This is a genomic window from Micromonospora sp. CA-269861, from assembly GCF_050948505.1.
Taxonomy (GTDB): Bacteria; Actinomycetota; Actinomycetes; order Mycobacteriales; family Micromonosporaceae; genus Micromonospora.
Map to the genome: position 1 here is coordinate 1 of NZ_CP192014.1, position 17,804 is coordinate 17,804.

The window sequence follows — 17,804 nt, forward strand, 5'->3', positions numbered from 1 at the left end:
GTGGCCGGTACAACCGACCTTGCCGCAGTGTGGTTAGCGGCGACCGACGAGCTAGCCGACGAGATCATCTCCGCCCAGCAGCGTGCCTATCTCCGACTGACCCGGCTGCGAGCGATCGTCGAGGACACCGCACTGCTCTCCGTCCCGGACGCGTTCACCCGCGACGTGATCGAGTCACGGCTGCGCCCGGCGATCACCGAGGCGCTCACCCGCCGGCTCGGTCGACCGATCCAGGTCGCGGTCACCGTCCGGGTGGCCGAGGACGCCACCGGCCGACCGGCTGGCACCGTCTACCGCAGTGCCCCGGAGACCGGGGCGCTCGACATCGACGGCCCGGGCGTCTCGCCGTACGACGACGACCAGGCTGCCCGACCGTCGGCCGACGCGATGATCCCCGAGCAGTCGGCCGCGCCGCGTACGCCCGATCCGGTGGCGCCACCCGCGCCTGCGGGTCCGCCACTCGCGCCGACCGTCGACGGGCACCGCTCGGGTCTCATCCCCGCCAGCAGGGACGGGCAGGAGGCGTTGTTCAGCGCCGCCTTCGCCGAGCCCATGCGGTCGCCCCGACCGGGCCCGGACCGCCGCGGCTACGACGAGCAGGCCGCCCGCCTGGACCCGTCCGGACCGGACACCCGGCCCTACGAGCCCCGCTACCGGGACGACTCGGCGTCACCGCGCGACCAGCACGTGATCCGCTCGCTTCCCCGGGACAGCGGCACGGACAGCGGCCCGGGACGCAGCGCGGTGGACCATCGCCCCGGTGGCCGCGACGACCGCCGGTTGCCGGGTGCCGACACCGGCGGCAACCGGCTCAACCCGAAGTACATGTTTGAGACGTTCGTCATCGGCTCGTCCAACCGCTTCGCCCACGCGGCGAGCGTGGCGGTGGCGGAGTCGCCGGCGAAGGCGTACAACCCGCTGTTCATCTACGGGCACTCCGGGCTGGGCAAGACCCACCTGCTGCACGCCATCGGGCACTACGCCACGACGCTGGGCAACGCCCGCTCGGTGCGTTACGTCTCGACCGAGGAATTCACCAACGACTTCATCAACTCGCTCCGGGACGACAAGACCAGCGCGTTCCAGCGGCGCTACCGCGACGTCGACATCCTGTTGATCGACGACATCCAGTTCCTGGAGAACCGCGAGCGCACCCAGGAGGAGTTCTTCCACACCTTCAACACCCTGCACAACGCCAACAAGCAGATCGTGATCACCTCCGACCGGTCGCCGCGCCAGCTCGCCACCCTCGAGGACCGGATGCGAACCCGGTTCGAGTGGGGGCTGCTGGCCGACATCCAGCCACCGGATCTGGAGACCCGGATCGCGATCCTGCAGAAGAAGGCGGCGCAGGAGCGGATGTACGCCCCGCCGGACGTGTTGGAGTTCATCGCCTCCCGGGTGTCGAACTCGATCCGGGAGCTGGAGGGCGCGCTGATCCGGGTGACAGCGTTCGCCAGCCTGACCCGGTCGACGGTCGAGCTGTCGCTGGCCGAGGAGGTGCTTCGGGACTTCATGCCCGACGGCGCCGGTCCGGAGATCAACGCCGACCAGATCATGGCCTCGACCGCTGACTACTTCGGGGTGAGCCTGGAGGACCTGCGCGGCCAGTCCAGGTCCCGGGTGCTTGTCAACGCCCGCCAGGTGGCCATGTACCTGTGTCGGGAGTTGACCGAGCTGTCGCTGCCCCGGATCGGGCAGGCGTTCGGTGGCCGCGACCACACCACCGTGATGCACGCCGACCGCAAGATTCGTCAGCAGATGGCGGAACGCCGCTCGCTGTACAACCAGATCGCCGAGCTGACCAACCGGATCAAGCAGAACAGCTGAGGCGTACGACCGCCGTCGCGGCGGCACACAGCCCGGGACACGCCCGGCCGGATCTCCGGCCGGGCGTTCTTTTTGGTCCGCCGGCTGGACTCTCGACATGGTGGAGACCACAGCATCGAGGCCGTGACCGCCTCGTCCTCCACTCGTTGTCCACAGCTTGTTATCCACCGTCGGTGGATAACTACGGTCCGTCCCCCGCCAGTTACCCACAGGCTGTGGAGAAACCCTGTGTACGAGGCTGTGGACGCCTGGGGACGACCGTCACGTTATCCACCGATCACGATCAACCTGTGTACGAGCTGTTGAAGGTTCTGGGGACGACGGCAATGGTGATCTTCCCCGCGATCCACAGGCTTGGGGAGAAAGTCGGTGGATTACCGGTGGACAACCGGTGGACAACGGTGGACAACCGGCCGCCGAGAGCGGGCTGTGGACACACAAGCCGGTTGTACCCCCGGTTCTCCACAGCTAAATCACCTGTAGATAACCTGTCTGAGCTGCGCAGACTCCGGTTTTCCACAGTTTGCACAGGTGCGATGAAGACGATGAGTTATCTCTTCTAAGAGAACAAAAACCAATCATCACCGTTGGGCTTTCTGTGGATCGGGCCGAACGCTGTCGGATCAGCCGGTCAGCATCGACACGAACCATGGGGTCGGGCGCACAGCCGATACCCCCGCGCCCTAAGGTGCGATGGGTACCCGCACGGTCGGGCGGGACGGTAGGCAGCGGTCGGCATGAGAGAGTTGTCGCTGACGTCGACGCGGAGGCATTGATGAAGTTCCGAGTGGAGCGCGACGCGCTCGCCGAGGCTGTGGCGTGGACCGCGAAGAGCCTGCCCAACCGGCCATCCGTACCGGTGCTCGCCGGGGTGATGCTCCGCGTCACCGACGGCAACCTGCGGGTCTCCGGGTTCGACTACGAGGTCTCCAGCCAGGTGACCGTCGAGGTGCAGGGTGACGCCGACGGCGCCGCGCTCGTCTCCGGTCGCCTGCTCGCCGAGATCACCAAGGCGTTGCCGGCCAAGCCGGTCGACATCGCCGCGGTCGGCGCGCACCTCGAGTTGGTCTGTGGCAGCGCCCGGTTCACCCTGCCCACCATGCCGGTGGAGGACTACCCCGCGTTGCCCGAGATGCCGCAGAGCGCCGGCACCGTCGACGCGGCCGCGTTCGCCACAGCGGTGTCCCAGGTGGCCATCGCAGCCGGTCGCGACGAGACGCTGCCGATGATGACCGGTGTCCGCGTCGAGCTGTCCGGCGACACGCTGTCGATGCTCGCCACCGACCGTTACCGGTTGGCGCTGCGCGAGATCCAGTGGCGGCCGGACGACCCCGAGGTGAGCATCAACGCCCTGGTGCCCGCCCGCACCCTGAACGACACCGCCAAGGCCCTCGGCCCGCTGGGCGGCGAGGTCACCCTCGCCCTCGCCCAGGGCGCTGCGGGCGAGGGCATGGTCGGCCTCGCCGGCGGCACCCGACGCACCACCAGCCGCCTGCTCGACGGCGCCAACTACCCGCCGGTGCGGTCGCTCTTCCCGGCCACGCACAACGCCGCGGCCCGGGTGCCGGTCAGCACGCTGATCGAGGTGGTCAAGCGGGTCGCGCTGGTCGCCGAACGGACCACCCCGGTGCTGCTCAGCTTCAGCGCCGACGGCCTGGTGGTCGAGGCCGGCGGTTCCGAGGAGGCACGGGCCAGCGAGGCGATGGAGGCCACCTTCACCGGTGACCCGCTGACCATCGGCTTCAACCCGCAGTACCTCATCGACGGTCTGGCAAACCTGGGCGCCCAGACGGCAGTGCTCTCGTTCGTCGACGCCTTCAAGCCCGCGGTGATCTCTCCCGCTGGCGAGGATGGCGAGGTCATTCCGGGGTACCGGTACCTCATCATGCCGATCCGCGTCTCGCGCTGATCGCGCCCAGCAACACCCAGATCCACGGAGGTAGGAACACATGCAGCTCGGCCTAGTAGGACTCGGCCGTATGGGCGGCAACATGCGGGAGCGGTTGCGTTCCGCCGGGCACGAGGTGGTCGGGTTCGACCACAACGCGCAGATCAGCGACGTCACGACCATCGCGGGCCTGGCCGAGAAGCTTGAGTCGCCGCGCGCCGTCTGGGTCATGGTGCCCGCCGGTGTCACCGACGCCACCATCGACGAGCTCGCCGAGGTGCTCGGCGAGGGCGACATCATCATCGACGGCGGCAACTCGCGCTTCAGCGACGACGCCCCCCGCGCGGAACGGCTCAACGAGCGGGGCATCGGCTACATCGACGTCGGGGTCTCCGGCGGCGTCTGGGGCCGGCAGAACGGCTACGGGCTGATGGTCGGCGGTGCCCAGGAGCACGTGGACCGCCTGATGCCGATCTTCAACGCGCTCAAGCCGGAGGGCGAGTTCGGCTTCGTGCACGCCGGCCCGGTCGGCGCCGGGCACTATTCCAAGATGGTGCACAACGGCATCGAGTACGGCCTCATGCACGCCTACGCCGAGGGCTACGAGCTGATGGCCGCCTCGGAGCTGGTGACCAACGTGCCGGGTGTCATCAAGTCCTGGCGGGAGGGCACCGTCGTCCGTTCCTGGCTGCTCGACCTCCTGGACCGGGCGCTCGACGAGGACCCGGAGCTGGCCGACCTGAGCGGCTACACGGAGGACACCGGCGAGGGCAGGTGGACTGTCGACGAGGCGGTCCGGCTGGCCGTGCCGCTGAATGTCATCACCGCCTCGCTGTTCGCGCGGTTCGCCTCGCGGCAGGACGACTCGCCCGCCATGAAGGCCGTCTCCGCGCTGCGTCAGCAGTTCGGTGGCCACGCCGTCCACAAGCGCTGAGCGGTATCCACAACCTGTGTACGTTCACCGGCTGGAACTTGTCGACTTCCGCTCGTACGAGCGGGTGGCCGTCGACCTCCAGCCGGGGGCGAACGTCCTGATCGGCGCGAACGGTGTCGGCAAGACCAACCTCGTCGAGGCGCTGGGCTACGTGGCGACCCTGGACTCACACCGGGTCGCCACCGACGCGCCGCTGGTCCGGATGGGCGCCACCTCCGCGGTGATCCGCTGCGCGGTGGTGCACGACGGCCGCGAACTCCTGGTCGAGCTGGAGATCGTGCCCGGCAAGGCCAACCGGGCCCGACTGGGCCGTTCGCCGGCCCGGCGGGCCCGGGACGTGCTCGGGGCGCTGCGGCTGGTGCTCTTCGCCCCGGAAGACCTTGAGCTGGTCCGGGGCGACCCGGCCGAGCGCCGCCGCTACCTGGACGACCTGCTGGTCAACCGGCAGCCCCGGTACGCGGGCGTGCGGGCCGACTACGAGCGGGTCGTCAAGCAGCGCAACGCCCTGCTGCGCACCGCGTACCTGGCCCGCAAGACCGGTGGTTCGCGGGGCGGTGACCTCGGCACCCTGGCGGTCTGGGACACCCACCTGGCCCAGCACGGCGCGGAGCTGCTCGCCGGCCGCCTGGAGCTGGTGGCCGCGCTCACCCCGCACGTCGCCAAGGCGTACGACGCGGTGGCCGCCGGTCGGGGTGCGGCGAGCATCGCGTACCGACCCTCGATCGAGCTGGCCGAGCCGACCACCGACCGGGCCGCGCTGGCCGAGGCGCTGACGGCGGGTCTGGCCGCGTCGCGCGCCGCCGAGATCGAGCGGGGCACCACACTGGTCGGCCCGCACCGTGACGAGTTGGCGCTGAGTCTCGGCCCACTGCCCGCCAAGGGTTACGCCAGCCACGGCGAGTCGTGGTCGTTCGCCCTCGCGCTGCGGTTGGCAGGGTACGACCTGTTGCGCGGCGACGGCATCGAGCCGGTGCTGGTGCTCGACGACGTCTTCGCGGAGTTGGACACCGGCCGCCGGGAGCGGTTGGCGGAGCTGGTCGGCGGGGCCAGTCAGCTGCTGGTCACCTGCGCGGTGGACGATGACGTGCCGGCCGCCCTGCGCGGCACCCGCTACCAGGTCGGCGAAGGGACGGTACGTCGTGTCGGATAAGCCAGGCACCAATCGGCAGGCGGCAGGCGACGGCCCGGCTGCGCGTACTCCCAAGGCGGCGGAGGGCCCGGCGGGCGGTGAGCCGGCGGCGGCCGCCAGCGGGCCGGAGCTGGCCCGGGCGGTGCTCGACGCGGCGCTGTCCCGACGGCAGGCGGCGGCCCGCGCCCGACGTAGCCCCGGCGGCGGCGGCGACGCTGCCGGCGGTTCGGGGCGGCGGTTGCGCGGCTACTCCGGCCCCGGCCCCGACCCGCGCGACCCGCAACCGCTCAGCGCCGTGCTGAACCGGCTGGTGAAGGCGCGCGGCTGGCAGCAGCCGGCGGCCGAGGCCACCGTGTTCGGCGCCTGGGAGCGGGTCGTCGGCGCGGAGGTCGCGCAGAACAGTCGTCCGGTGAAGCTGGAGAACGGCGAGCTGACCGTGGAGGCGCGCTCGACCGCCTGGGCCACGCAGCTGCGGCTGCTCGCCGGCTCGCTGCTCAAGCAGATCGCCAGCGAGGTCGGCCACAACGTGGTGCGCAAGCTGCACATCCACGGCCCGGCCGCGCCCTCCTGGGGCAAGGGCCCCCGCCGGGTACGCGGCCGGGGTCCACGCGACACGTACGGCTGCGCCGGCCGCTCAGCCGCGCCGGTCGGCCTCGCGGGCTGACCGCCTGCGTTCCCGCTGCTCCCGGGTGAAGCGCTTGCGCTCGGCCAGGTCGCGTTTCCACGCCTCGCGGGCCTCGGCCGAGCCGCCCTGCACCGCGCCCTGCACACCCTCGGCCGGGCCGGCGAGGTGCCGGAAGGCCCAACGCATCAGTCGGCCGCCCTCGCCCGGAGCCCTGGTGACCGCGCCGTCCTCGCTCATCTGCCGCCCTCTTCCCCGCCGTCGCCTCGCCGGTTCTCGCCAGTCGCATTCTCGCCAGTCGCACGAACATACCGTTGGGGCACCAATGGTTGGTGTACCAATGATCGGTACGATAGTCATCGTGCGGAGAGAGGGCAACCGATGAGCGAACGACCGGACGGCGTTGACCCGCTGGCCCTGGAGCAGCAGGTCTGTTTCGCCCTCTCGGTCGCCGCGCGCAGCGTGGTGGCCGTCTACCGGCCGCTGCTGGAACCGATGGGGCTGACCCACCCGCAGTACCTGGTGATGTTGGCGCTCTGGCAGCACGCGCCGTTGTCCGGTCGCGACCTCAGTCGCCTGCTCCAGCTCGACCCGGGCACGCTGTCACCCCTGCTCAAGCGGCTGGAAGCGGCCGGCTACCTGCGCCGGGAACGCGACCCGAGCGACGAGCGCAGCCTCGCCGTCACCCTCACCGCCAGCGGCGCCGCCCTGCGGAGTCAGGCGGAGCTGATCCCTGCCGCGATCGTGCAGCGGCTCGGGCTGCCCGTCGAGGACCTGCAACACCTGCACGCCGTCCTCACGCAGTTGATCGCCGCCGCCAACCAGCCGGCCAACCAGCCGGCCAACCAGTCGGGCGACGCGGAGGCTCAGGCGTCGGCGTAGACGGCGAACCCGCGCTCGGCGCAGCGCCTGTAGAACGCGGCAAGCACGCCGAGCTCGGCGCAGGTGAAGTTCCACTGCGGCGGGTCACCGCGCTCGTCGCGCAGAGCGTCGAGCCGGCTCTCCAGCCAGCGCAGCTGCTGCTCGGCCAACCGACCGTCGCCGAGCAGGGAACGCAGCACGGTGCTGACCGACTCGAAGGTGACGGCCTCACCGTTGGCACGGTGGGCGCCCACGAACCTCTCGATGCCGCTCGCGATCCAGGAGCAGCCGTCCGGGTCGATCACCGGGTCCTCGTCCTCGGCAGCGGCGTCTGTGGCGTACAACACACCTTCGAGGCCGAGCAGAAGATCCACCAACTCGGTGTACGCGGTCGCCCGGATGGTGCCGGTCTTCGCGATCAGCTCGGCCAGCGCCGCGGTCGGCGCGGAGATGCGCGGCAGGTCGACGATCTCGCCGAAGTCGACGAACTCGGCCGGAGCGACCGGATCGTAGAAGCGGCCGGTCCGCGGCCAGTGCACCGCGACGTTGTCCAGCCCCATCTGTCACCTCTTAAAGAGCACGTGTCGGGTCGATCGGGTCGATCGTCCCGGTTCCAACCGGTAAAGATCAAGGCTGGTTCCGGGGCGCCGCAAACGTACGGCACTGACGCTTCGACCGCGACCCCCGACCCGCCCGACCGCGGGTCAACCCGTTCGAGGGCGGCGCGTGCGATGGGAGCCTGGCGTGTGGGGGGAGTCGTGGGCGGCGGGGTTCTGCCGGCTATGGACTTCTCAGCCGCCCCGCTGAGGGTGCCGAGTGGTGGTTCTGTCCTCCGCGCACAGTAGGATTGACAGCGAGACGAAGACCCGGTGCGGGAGTGGGACGGGGCCGGTGGCCCCAGATTCATTCTCCACGTCGGGTCGAGCCGATCGCGATCCGCGGGCAACCGCGGCGACCGGCGCGTTCGACCCGCTGTCCGGAGGTCTCCGGCACCGGTCCGCGCGCCGACGTCGCGTCCTGTCCGCCGAACCCGCGCCCGACGCGCCCCTACCGGCGCGGCTGACGCGAGAAAGTGGCCGAGGGTGGCAGCGCAGGACAAGCAGGAGTACGGCGCAGAGTCGATCACCGTTCTCGAGGGGCTGGAGGCCGTTCGCAAGCGGCCCGGTATGTACATCGGGTCCACCGGCGAGCGCGGTCTGCACCACCTCGTCTGGGAGGTCGTCGACAACGCTGTCGACGAGGCGCTGGCCGGATACTGCGACACCATCGACGTGGTGCTGCTCGCCGACGGCGGCGTCCGGGTCACCGACAACGGCCGTGGTTTTCCGGTCGACCTCCACCCGAAGCTCAAGAAGCCGGGTGTCGAGGTCGCGTTGACCATCCTGCACGCGGGTGGCAAGTTCGACGGCAAGGCGTACGCGGTCTCCGGCGGTCTGCACGGCGTCGGTGTCTCCGTGGTGAACGCGCTCTCCACCAAGATGTTCGTCGAGATCCACAAGTCCGGCTCGGTGTGGCGGCAGCACTACACCAACTCCAAGCCGAGCCCGTTGGAGAAGGGCGAGACCACCGACCGCACCGGCTCGGCGGTCTCCTTCTGGCCCGACCCCGACGTCTTCGAGACCGTCGACTTCGACTTCCAGACCATCTACCGGCGCTTGCAGGAGATGGCCTTCCTCAACCGTGCCCTCCGCATCCACCTGCTCGACGAGCGGGTGGCCGAGGAGGAGGACGGCCGGCAGCGCGAGGTCACCTTCTACTACGAGGGCGGCATCGCGGACTTCGTCCGGCACCTCAACGCCTCGAAGAGCCCGATCCACAAGACAGTGGTCGAGTTCGAGGCCGAAGAGGAGGGCATGTCGCTCGAGATCGCCATGCAGTGGAACGAGTCGTACGGCGAGTCGGTCTACACCTTCGCCAACACGATCAACACCCACGAGGGCGGCACCCACGAGGAGGGCTTCCGGTCCGCGCTGACAAGCGTGGTCAACCGGTACGGCACCGACAAGAAGCTGCTCAAGGGCGACGAGAAGCTCTCCGGCGAGGACATCCGCGAAGGGCTCGCGGCGATCATCTCGGTCAAGCTGGCCAATCCGCAGTTCGAGGGCCAGACCAAGACCAAGCTGGGCAACACCCCGGTGAAGAGCTTCGTGCAGCGGGTCTGCAACGACCGGCTGGTCGACTGGTTCGACCGCAACCCGGCCGAGGCCAAGATGATCATTACGAAGGCCTCCCAGGCGGCCCGGGCCCGGATCGCCGCGCAGCAGGCGCGCAAGCTGGCCCGACGCAAGTCGCTGCTGGAGTCCGGCTCGATGCCGGGCAAGCTGGCCGACTGCCAGTCGACCGACCCCCGCGAGTCCGAGGTGTTCATCGTCGAGGGTGACTCGGCCGGCGGCTCGGCCAAGCAGGGCCGCGACCCACGGACCCAGGCGATCCTGCCGATCCGCGGCAAGATCCTCAACGTGGAGAAGGCCCGGATCGACCGGGTGCTGAAGAACAACGAGGTCCAGGCGCTGATCACCGCGCTGGGCACCGGCATCCACGACGACTTCGACATGGAGAAGCTGCGGTACCACAAGGTGGTGCTGATGGCCGACGCGGACGTCGACGGCCAGCACATCCAGACGCTGCTGCTCACCCTGCTGTTCCGCTTCATGCGTCCGCTTGTCGAGATGGGCAACGTCTACCTGGCCGCCCCGCCGCTCTACAAGATCAAGTGGAACAAGAAGGGCGACGACGCCCAGTACGCGTACTCCGACCGCGAGCGGGACGGTCTGATCGCGCTGCGCCAGCAGAAGAAGCCGAACGCCAAGCCGGACGACATTCAGCGCTTCAAGGGCCTCGGCGAGATGAACTATCCCGAGCTGTGGGAAACCACTATGAACCCGGCGACGCGTACCCTGCGTCAGGTCACTCTCGACGACGCGGCGACTGCCGACGAGTTGTTCAGTGTGCTGATGGGTGAGGACGTCGAGGCGCGCCGGTCGTTCATTCAGCGCAACGCCAAGGACGTGCGGTTCCTGGATATCTGACGGACTGCGCCGGATCGGCCGGGCACTGCCCGGCCGATCCGGCGGTCCACAGAGTTATCCACAGCTTGGCCGGTATCCACAGCCGTTATCCACAGCACGAAAACGACTCTGAGTCTGATAAGGGTATACAGTGACCGATTCTCCCGAGTCCACACCGAACGAGCCCGAGGTCCCCGCCGAGGCCATCGCCGCGGTGGTCGCGCACGACCGGATCGAACCGGTCGGGCTCGAGGTGGAGATGCAGCGCTCCTACCTCGACTACGCGATGAGCGTCATCGTCGGTCGCGCGCTGCCGGACGTCCGGGACGGCCTCAAGCCGGTCCACCGCAAGATCCTCTACGCGATGTTCGACTCCGGCTACCGCCCGGACCGCGGCTACGTGAAGTGCTCCCGCGTCGTCGGTGACGTGATGGGTCAGTTCCACCCGCACGGCGACTCGGCGATCTACGACGCGCTGGTCCGGATGGCGCAGTCCTGGTCGCTGCGCTACCCGCTCGTCGACGGCAACGGCAACTTCGGCTCGCCGGGTAACGACCCGGCCGCCGCCATGCGGTACACCGAGTGCAAGCTCGACCCGCTGGCGATGGAGATGCTGCGGGACATCGACGAGGACACCGTCGATATGCAGGACAACTACGACGGCCGGGCCAAGGAGCCGACGATCCTGCCGTCGCGGATCCCCAACCTCCTGGTGAACGGCTCCGAGGGCATCGCGGTCGGCATGGCCACCAAGATCCCGCCGCACAACCTGCGGGAGATCGGCGCGGCGGTGCAGTGGTGCCTGGAGCACCCGGACGAGGACGAGGAGACCACCCTCGAAGCCCTGCTCGGCATCGTCAAGGGCCCGGACTTCCCGACCCACGGCCTGATCGTCGGCACCACCGCGATCCAGGACGCGTACCGCACCGGTCGCGGCTCGATCCGGATGCGCGCCGTCGTGGAGGTCGAGGAGGACAAGCGGGGCCGCCCCTGCCTGGTCGTCAGCGAGCTGCCCTACCAGGTCAACCCGGACAACCTCGCCGAGCGGATCGCCGAGCTGATCAAGGAGGGCAAGCTCGCCGGCATCGCCGACATCCGCGACGAGTCCTCCGGCCGTACCGGCATGCGGATCGTGCTGGTGCTCAAGCGCGACGCGGTCGCGAAGGTCGTGCTGAACAACCTCTACAAGCACACCCAGCTCCAGGAGACCTTCGGCGCCAACATGCTGGCCCTGGTCGACGGGGTGCCGCGCACGCTCAACCTGGCGCAGTTCATCCGCTACTACGTCGAGCACCAGATCGACGTGATCCGCCGGCGGACCGCGTTCCGGCTGCGCAAGGCCGAGGAGCGGGCGCACATCCTGCGCGGCCTGGGCAAGGCACTGGACGCGCTGGACGAGGTGATCGCCCTGATCCGGCGCTCGCCGACAGTGGACGACGCCCGGCAGGGCCTGATCCGGTTGCTGGAGATCGACGAGATCCAGGCGACCGCGATCCTGGACATGCAGCTGCGCCGGCTCGCCGCGTTGGAGCGGCAGCGGATCGTGGACGACCTGGCCAAGCTTGAGCTGGAGATCGCCGACCTCAAGGACATCCTCGCCAAGCCGGAGCGGCAGCGGAAGATCGTCTCGGAGGAGCTGGGCGAGATCGTCACCAAGTGGGGCGATGACCGCCGGACGCAGATCATCCCGTTCGACGGCGAGGTCTCGATGGAGGACCTCATCGCCCGCGAGGACGTGGTCGTCACGATCACCCGCACCGGGTACGCCAAGCGGACCAAGGTCGATCTGTACCGCTCGCAGCGGCGCGGCGGTAAGGGCGTCAGTGGCGCCACGCTGCGGCAGGACGACATCGTCAGCCACTTCTTCGTCTGCTCGACCCACGACTGGATCTTGTTCTTCACGAACAAGGGCCGTGTCTACCGGGCCAAGGCGTACGAGTTGCCGGAGGCCAGTAGGGTAGCCAAGGGCCAACACGTGGCCAATCTGCTCGCCTTCCTACCCGACGAGCAGATAGCGCAGATCATCGAGATCCCGAACTACCAGGTAGCCCCCTATCTGGTACTGGCCACGAAGAACGGCCTGGTGAAGAAGACGCGGCTCGAGGAGTTCGACTCCAACCGTTCCGGCGGCATCATCGCGATCAACCTGCGCGATGAGGACGAGCTGGTCGGTGCTGCGCTGGTTGCGCCGGAGAACGACCTGCTGCTGGTCTCGAAGAAGGCACAGGCGATCCGGTTCAACGCCTCGGACGAGGCGTTGCGGCCGATGGGCCGGGCCACCTCGGGTGTGATCGGCATGCGGTTCACCGACGACGACGTCCTGCTCGCCATGGAAGTCGTGCGGGATGGTTTGGACGTTCTGGTGGCCACGAACGGGGGATACGCGAAGCGGACCCCGATCGAGGAATACCCGGTGCAGGGCCGGGGAGGTAAGGGCGTGTTGACTGCGAAGATCACCGAACGGCGCGGTGGTCTGGTTGGCGCGGTGGTGATCGATCCGGACGACGAGCTGTTCGCGATCACCAGCAATGGTGGTGTCATTCGGACTCCGGTGAAGCCTGTACGCCGTACGCGTGACCGGAACACAATGGGGGTCAAGCTGATGGACCTCCCGGACGGCGTGACTATCGTGGCGATTGCTCGCAATGCCGACGAGCCTGACGAACAGGACTAGTTGAATGACGGAGACACAGGCGAAGTCGGGGAACACGGGGACCTCGGCCAACCCGGTCGACGAGGAGGCCGCCAAGGGCGGCACACCAGCGACCGGCCGCGCGGCCGTGGGCCGGGCGACGGTCCCCGCCGATGCGCCTGCCCCGAAGTTCACCAGGGCTCCAGGTATGACACCCCCGCCGGAGCAGCCGGGCGAGGACGGCGGGTCGGGCGACAAGACCGAGGCGTCCAGCGCCGAGGCACCGACGTCGGCCGCCGCCAGCCCTCCGGGTCCGGCGGCGGCACCCTCGGCCCGTCCGGCGACCACCCAGCCGATCGGTCTCCGGACTGGTCAGGCGGCGTCAACCGGGTCCACCGGCACCCAGCCGCGGATCACACCCGGCATGACCTCGCCGCAGCCGGACGCGGCGCGTACTGCCGCCACTGCCGGCCGCCCGGCCAGCGGTGGTGGCCTGCCACCGGGGATCGGCAACCCGTCCGCCGTCGGGGCCGCCCGCGTCGGTGACGCGGTGCGTGCGGCGCGTACGTCGGTCAGCTCGGCCGCCTCCCGCGGGCCGCGCCGGGCCCGGCTGAACCTCAAGCGGATCGACCCGTGGTCCGTGATGAAGTTCGCGTTCGCGGTGTCGGTGGTGCTCTTCATCGTCGTGGTGGTCGCCACTTCGGTGCTCTACCTGGCGCTGGACGCGATGGGCGTGTTCCAGAGCGTCAACGAGAGCCTGAGCGACCTGGTCAACGCCGGCGGTGGGCAGAGCACCAGCGGCTTCCAGATCACCGCCAAGGGCGTGATCCTCAGCTCGGCGCTGATCGGCCTGGTCAACGTGGTGCTGTTCACCGCGCTGGCCACCCTGGGCGCGTTCGTCTACAACGTCTGCGCCGACCTGGTCGGCGGGATCGAGCTGACCCTCGCCGAGCGGGACTGAGCAACCGGGACGCCGGGGCACCGCGGAAAGCGGTCGCTCCGGCGTCCCGTACTCCGGTAGGTTTTGCAGGCGGCGACGGGCCCGGCTCGCAGGCGCGGACCCCGATTTGGGGCCGGCGCAGCGGATGGGTTAATCTTGCTCGTCGCAACGCGGGGCTATAGCTCAGTCGGTTAGAGCGCAGAGCTGATAACTCTGAGGTCGATGGTTCGATTCCATCTAGCCCCACCGCATGTCGTCCGACGGTAGTCGAGCTTGAGGGGTTGCCCCATGTTCAAGAAGCTGCTGATTCTGGCTGGCGTCGTCGGTGTGGCCGCCGTCGTGTTCAACAAGATCAAGGCGTCGAACGACGAGCGTGCCCTGTGGCACGAGGCGACCACCGCGCCCGACCTGCGCTGACGTCCGGCCCGGCGACGAGTTACCGTCGCCGCGGCCACTCACGGGGCCCTAGCTCAACTGGCAGAGCACTGCCTTTGCAAGGCAGGGGTTAGGGGTTCGAGTCCCCTGGGCTCCACCAGCACCTTCCCCGGTAGATCTCGGTCCGAGTACAGCCAAGCCGGTCACGCCGTCCCCTCCTGGCCGAGAATCCGGTCAATGGCCGAGGCAGCCTGACGAGCCCGCGCCGGCAGAACGTGGCCGTAGGTGTCGGCCGTCATCCGGATCGTGGAGTGCCCAAGCAGCTCCATCACCGTCCGCAGTTCCTCGCCCTGGTCGAGCATGAACGTGGCGAAGGCGTGCCGCAGGTCGTGCAGGTGCAGCCAGTCCAGCCCGGCCGCCGCGCGGAGCTGCTCGAAGCGCCGGTTGACGTTCCGCGGCTCCATCGCGGTGCCGATGGTGCTGGCGAAGACCAGGCCCAGATCCGACCACACCTCCCCGGCCGCGAGCCGTTCCTTGCCCTGGCGCACGCGCTGTGCCTCCAACGCCGGAACGGCCAGAGCCGACAGCGGCAGCGGACGGGCCGACCGGTGCGTCTTCGGTGGCACGAACACCAACCCGTGATCCGTTCGCTGGAGCGTCTGTCGAACGAACAGCGCCTTCCCCGGCAGGTCGACATCCGACCACCGCATGCCCAGCAGCTCAGCCCGCCGCAGCCCGGTCGCCAGCGCCAGAATGAACAGCGACTCCAACCGGTCCCCGGTTAACACCGACAGCAGCGTCTTGGCTTCCTCGGGCGTCAGAGCGCGCCGCTCGGTTCTGCCGAGGGCCGGAGGCTTGGCTGCCTTGGCGACGTTGCGCGGACCAAGTCCATCCGCTCAGCGTCGGCCAGGGCGACGCGCAGCACCGCGTGCACCTTGATGATGCTGGCCGGCGCGAGCTTGCCCCGCAGCCCGGTAAGAAACCGCTGCACATCGCGAGGCGTCAGCCGATCGAGCTTCACCCGGCCTAGCGCCGGCACGAGGTGCTTGCTCACGGCCAGGTGGTAGCGCACCAGCGTTGACGGCCGGGTGCCGTCGTTTGCCTTCACGTCCCGCAGCCACTCGGTCAACCAGGCTTCGAGGGTCCGAGGCTGCGCGGTGAGGTCGACGCCGAGCTGAAGTTGGCGCCGCAGCCCGTCTCGCTTCCGGACTGCTTCAGCCTCGCTCTTGGCGTAGACGTACTTCCGCTTCCGCTTGCCGTCGATCCAACCGAGGTCGACCACCGCAGCCCACACGCCCGGCCGCTGCTCGTACACCGAGCCCTCACCATGAGATCGCCGACGCCGGCCCGTCATGCCGCGAACTCCTCATCCGCCGCCAAGAACTCATTCAGCGCGGACAGCGGAATCAGCCGAGCACGACCCGCCTTGATCGAACGCAGTCGGCCCGATCGCATCAGGACGTACACGGTGTCCCGACAGACGCCGAGCAGGGCCGCAGCCTCAGCCGGGCGGACGCTCTTCTTCTCGCTCATGCTCCGGTCCCTTCCTGCTCTGCGGACTGGTGTGAGGTGGTTGCCGAAACGTCGGGTGGGTCGGCCGCGCGTCTTGCGGCGTCAAGGCGGCCCGCAAGCGGGCCGCGCCGGCCCGGCCCCGGCCTGCTGGCGACCTCCGGCCGGCATCGGCCGGGCCGGCCGGCCACACTGGCGGACTGCAAGAGCTGTTTGCCCTCCGGGCAGGGATCTACGACAGAGATGGGGGAAGCCCGTCGGACGGTGCGGTAGTTGGTGGTTGCGTGGGTCGCCATCTCCACCCTGAGTCCCAGGCGGAGCCGAGCAGACCCTGGCCCGCTCCACGGAGTGTGGGACTCACGGCGGAGATGGCTCTGGGCTGCTGTTCGGTGGCAGGAGCGATCCGCTGGCTTTCACCGAGCGCGTCCCTGATACTCCTGGCGTGATCAGCAACGACCCTCGCGCCCCCTGGCTGCCACGCGTGCCTCACCCAGCCGACAGCTCAACACTGCCCATCTACATGGCCATCTTTTTCGTCTTGGGCCTCGTTGGCTTCGCGGCACACGGACTGGCCGACGGAGGGGAAGCACTCGTAATCGCGAGCATCGTCTCGGGAGTGTTCTTCACGTGCTTCCTGATTCTCTTTGCGATCTACTGGACCGGATACCTGCTGAAGGGACATGCCATCTGGCAAGCCGAGCGCCAGGCGGAGTCCGATGGGCCATCCACGGGCCAGTAGTCAGCGGTCACGAGGGGGCACGAGCCGCACTCGGGTGAACCGCCAGCCGCAGGCGTTTCGGGCATCGCGGTCGGTTAAGCACGCTCTTCCAAACTGGTTGTACCCCTACGCCGAGCCGGTAAGACTCAGCCGCATGGTCCGAGCCGTCCCTGCCGAACAACTCCGCGTCGGAGATGTCGTGCACCTGCAAACCGATACGGCCGTTGTGCTCATCGAACTCACCGCGATCATCCGGCGAACCAAGGGCTTCAAGTGCACCGGCTATCGGGCAGACGATCACTACCGCATCTCTCCGTGGTCATTCGGCGTGCTCTTCGAACAGCCTGTTGAGATTGAGTACCGAAGCACCTAGTTGTGCCCGGTGGGGCCGGCTTCTGGCAACCATGGTCAGCGATGAGAACGAGGACCCAGGGCTTTGGCTGTACAGCCATCCGTACAGCCAAGCCGGCCGACGGGCAGGAGCTGCAAGCGACGCCAGCCGACAGGCCGCGCAGGTCAGCGCCACCGGCCGACGTTGGCCAACAGCAGTCTTGATCTTTGCAAGGCAGGGGTTAGGGGTTCGAGTCCCTGGGCTCCACCAGCACCCTCCTCGGTTGGTCTCGTTCTTGAGGACAGCCAGGCCGTCACGCGGTGCCCTCCCGCCCAGCACACGTTCGCGCTCCACCTTGTCCCCATTTGGGCAGGCTGGAGGGTCCGGCGACTGCCCGACGAGGAGATCTCGCGCCCTCCGGGTTGGTAGGCTGCGCGCCCACAAGAGGTGGGAGAGACGTTGTGGGCAGCTTCCTTGACCGGTTCCGTGAGCGCGCTGACCCGGTTGACGCGGAACCCGCAGAGGGGATGCGGCAGGCCGCCGAGATGTGTTCCTGCTGCGGGCAGCCGACCGATGTCCAGGACCGGCAGGCGCGGTTCCGGCTGCCTGATCCTGTCCTCGACACGCGCAGGCAGCATCGGGTACGAGGTGCCTGGCTGAGTCATACGACCCCGGACGCCTCGGTGATGATGCAGGTTCCCGGGGTGGGCGCCTTCGTGCGGGCACTGCTTCCCGTGAAGCTGACGGGTGGCTTCAGCGCCACGTTCGGGGTCTGGGTCGCCCTCGACCCCGCTGACCTCCAGCGCGCGTCCGCGGTGTGGTCGGAACCGGAGTATCAGAACCTGCGACTCCAGGGTTGGCTGGCGAACGCCCTCCCGGTCTGGGGCCTGCAGGCTGCCCCGGTCGAGTTGGAGGTGCGTGACCCGGAGCAGACGCCTTACTGCGCACACAGTTCTGATCCCGGTCTGGCCAAAGTGCTCGCTGAGATCTGGCCGCATGAAGATGTGCTGCACAAGCTGCCATGAGC

The 17,804-nt window shown here is 68.9% G+C and carries 18 protein-coding genes and 2 tRNA genes; 15 read left to right on the plus strand and 5 right to left on the minus strand.

The window, feature by feature from the left end:
* The 5 genes from dnaA (at position 1) to ACQP0U_RS00025 (ending at position 6,445) form a co-directional block, all read left to right on the plus strand.
* Positions 1–1,830 (plus strand): chromosomal replication initiator protein DnaA, encoded by a 1,830-nt coding sequence (dnaA, locus tag ACQP0U_RS00005; RefSeq protein ID WP_433314583.1) that lies wholly within the window; start codon positions 1–3, stop codon positions 1,828–1,830.
* A gap of 775 nt (positions 1,831–2,605) precedes the next feature.
* Positions 2,606–3,739, plus strand: a complete 1,134-nt coding sequence (gene dnaN / locus ACQP0U_RS00010; RefSeq protein WP_196920367.1) for a DNA polymerase III subunit beta — start codon at positions 2,606–2,608, stop codon at positions 3,737–3,739.
* Between the two features lie 40 nt (positions 3,740–3,779).
* Entirely contained in the window at positions 3,780–4,652 is an 873-nt protein-coding gene (gnd, locus tag ACQP0U_RS00015; protein ID WP_433314585.1) for a phosphogluconate dehydrogenase (NAD(+)-dependent, decarboxylating), read from the plus strand.
* 16 nt (positions 4,653–4,668) lie between these two features.
* Positions 4,669–5,802 (plus strand): DNA replication/repair protein RecF, encoded by a 1,134-nt coding sequence (gene recF, locus ACQP0U_RS00020; protein ID WP_433314587.1) that lies wholly within the window; start codon positions 4,669–4,671, stop codon positions 5,800–5,802.
* Positions 5,792–6,445 (plus strand): DUF721 domain-containing protein, encoded by a 654-nt coding sequence (locus ACQP0U_RS00025; protein WP_433314589.1) that lies wholly within the window; start codon positions 5,792–5,794, stop codon positions 6,443–6,445. Before recF ends, ACQP0U_RS00025 begins: the two co-directional genes overlap by 11 nt.
* Here ACQP0U_RS00025 and ACQP0U_RS00030 read toward each other — a convergent pair.
* Positions 6,416–6,643, minus strand: a complete 228-nt coding sequence (locus ACQP0U_RS00030; RefSeq protein WP_433314591.1) for a hypothetical protein — start codon at positions 6,641–6,643, stop codon at positions 6,416–6,418. The two genes, ACQP0U_RS00025 and ACQP0U_RS00030, sit on opposite strands and share 30 nt — an antisense overlap.
* A gap of 141 nt (positions 6,644–6,784) precedes the next feature.
* Between ACQP0U_RS00030 and ACQP0U_RS00035 the strand changes: the two genes are divergently transcribed.
* Positions 6,785–7,285: a MarR family winged helix-turn-helix transcriptional regulator gene (locus ACQP0U_RS00035; protein ID WP_433314593.1), complete on the plus strand. Its 501-nt coding sequence runs from the start codon at positions 6,785–6,787 to the stop codon at positions 7,283–7,285.
* Here the strand turns inward: ACQP0U_RS00035 and ACQP0U_RS00040 are convergent.
* The gene (locus tag ACQP0U_RS00040) at positions 7,270–7,824 is read right to left on the minus strand and encodes a hypothetical protein (protein ID WP_433314595.1); all 555 of its coding nucleotides are present in this window, start codon (positions 7,822–7,824) and stop codon (positions 7,270–7,272) included. The two genes, ACQP0U_RS00035 and ACQP0U_RS00040, sit on opposite strands and share 16 nt — an antisense overlap.
* Positions 7,825–8,346: 522 nt before the next feature.
* On the opposite strand from ACQP0U_RS00040, the gene gyrB reads away from it, so the two are divergent.
* The 6 genes from gyrB to ACQP0U_RS00070 all read left to right on the plus strand — a co-directional run bounded on the left by gyrB (position 8,347) and on the right by ACQP0U_RS00070 (position 14,379).
* On the plus strand, positions 8,347–10,293 hold the full coding sequence (gyrB, locus tag ACQP0U_RS00045; RefSeq protein ID WP_184180056.1) for a DNA topoisomerase (ATP-hydrolyzing) subunit B: 1,947 nt from the start codon (positions 8,347–8,349) through the stop codon (positions 10,291–10,293).
* A 130-nt stretch (positions 10,294–10,423) separates the two neighbouring features.
* Complete coding sequence (gene gyrA / locus ACQP0U_RS00050; protein ID WP_433314597.1) at positions 10,424–12,946, plus strand: DNA gyrase subunit A; 2,523 nt, start codon at positions 10,424–10,426, stop codon at positions 12,944–12,946.
* A 4-nt stretch (positions 12,947–12,950) separates the two neighbouring features.
* Positions 12,951–13,865, plus strand: a complete 915-nt coding sequence (locus tag ACQP0U_RS00055; RefSeq protein WP_433314599.1) for a DUF3566 domain-containing protein — start codon at positions 12,951–12,953, stop codon at positions 13,863–13,865.
* A gap of 151 nt (positions 13,866–14,016) precedes the next feature.
* Positions 14,017–14,090: transfer RNA gene (locus ACQP0U_RS00060), tRNA-Ile, on the plus strand.
* 42 nt (positions 14,091–14,132) lie between these two features.
* Positions 14,133–14,261, plus strand: coding sequence for a DLW-39 family protein (locus ACQP0U_RS00065; RefSeq protein WP_209444550.1), 129 nt, complete (start codon positions 14,133–14,135; stop codon positions 14,259–14,261).
* 42 nt (positions 14,262–14,303) lie between these two features.
* Positions 14,304–14,379: transfer RNA gene (locus tag ACQP0U_RS00070), tRNA-Ala, on the plus strand.
* A 43-nt stretch (positions 14,380–14,422) separates the two neighbouring features.
* On the opposite strand, the gene ACQP0U_RS00075 is transcribed toward ACQP0U_RS00070, so the two are convergent.
* From ACQP0U_RS00075 to ACQP0U_RS00085, 3 genes are read right to left on the minus strand one after another with little or no spacing between them, the layout of a single operon-like run.
* Positions 14,423–15,007, minus strand: a complete 585-nt coding sequence (locus ACQP0U_RS00075; RefSeq protein WP_433314601.1) for a tyrosine-type recombinase/integrase — start codon at positions 15,005–15,007, stop codon at positions 14,423–14,425.
* A 29-nt stretch (positions 15,008–15,036) separates the two neighbouring features.
* Positions 15,037–15,534 carry a hypothetical protein gene (locus ACQP0U_RS00080; RefSeq protein WP_433314603.1) on the minus strand — a complete coding sequence of 166 codons (498 nt, stop codon included), beginning with the start codon at positions 15,532–15,534 and terminating at the stop codon, positions 15,037–15,039.
* Positions 15,535–15,569: 35 nt separating this feature from the next.
* On the minus strand, positions 15,570–15,752 hold the full coding sequence (locus ACQP0U_RS00085) for a helix-turn-helix domain-containing protein (RefSeq protein WP_433314605.1): 183 nt from the start codon (positions 15,750–15,752) through the stop codon (positions 15,570–15,572).
* Between the two features lie 418 nt (positions 15,753–16,170).
* Between ACQP0U_RS00085 and ACQP0U_RS00090 the strand changes: the two genes are divergently transcribed.
* From ACQP0U_RS00090 to ACQP0U_RS00100, 3 genes are all read left to right on the plus strand, one after another.
* Positions 16,171–16,467, plus strand: a complete 297-nt coding sequence (locus ACQP0U_RS00090) for a hypothetical protein (protein WP_433314607.1) — start codon at positions 16,171–16,173, stop codon at positions 16,465–16,467.
* Between the two features lie 133 nt (positions 16,468–16,600).
* Positions 16,601–16,819 (plus strand): hypothetical protein, encoded by a 219-nt coding sequence (locus tag ACQP0U_RS00095; RefSeq protein WP_433314609.1) that lies wholly within the window; start codon positions 16,601–16,603, stop codon positions 16,817–16,819.
* Between the two features lie 419 nt (positions 16,820–17,238).
* Entirely contained in the window at positions 17,239–17,802 is a 564-nt protein-coding gene (locus ACQP0U_RS00100) for a DUF2199 domain-containing protein (RefSeq protein WP_433314611.1), read from the plus strand.
* Positions 17,803–17,804: the final 2 nt, after the last annotated feature.

Bases quoted from the DNA above. Each gene is read 5' to 3' on its own strand.
- gnd (WP_433314585.1), top strand. From the start codon at position 3,780: ATGCAGCTCGGCCTAGTAGGACTCGGCCGTATGGGCGGCAACATGCGG.
- ACQP0U_RS00055 (WP_433314599.1), top strand. From the start codon at position 12,951: ATGACGGAGACACAGGCGAAGTCGGGGAACACGGGGACCTCGGCCAAC.
- ACQP0U_RS00085 (WP_433314605.1), bottom strand. From the start codon at position 15,752: ATGAGCGAGAAGAAGAGCGTCCGCCCGGCTGAGGCTGCGGCCCTGCTC.
- ACQP0U_RS00095 (WP_433314609.1), top strand. From the start codon at position 16,601: ATGGTCCGAGCCGTCCCTGCCGAACAACTCCGCGTCGGAGATGTCGTG.
- dnaN (WP_196920367.1), top strand. From the start codon at position 2,606: ATGAAGTTCCGAGTGGAGCGCGACGCGCTCGCCGAGGCTGTGGCGTGG.
- ACQP0U_RS00065 (WP_209444550.1), top strand. From the start codon at position 14,133: ATGTTCAAGAAGCTGCTGATTCTGGCTGGCGTCGTCGGTGTGGCCGCC.
- ACQP0U_RS00030 (WP_433314591.1), bottom strand. From the start codon at position 6,643: ATGAGCGAGGACGGCGCGGTCACCAGGGCTCCGGGCGAGGGCGGCCGA.
- ACQP0U_RS00040 (WP_433314595.1), bottom strand. From the start codon at position 7,824: ATGGGGCTGGACAACGTCGCGGTGCACTGGCCGCGGACCGGCCGCTTC.
- ACQP0U_RS00035 (WP_433314593.1), top strand. From the start codon at position 6,785: ATGAGCGAACGACCGGACGGCGTTGACCCGCTGGCCCTGGAGCAGCAG.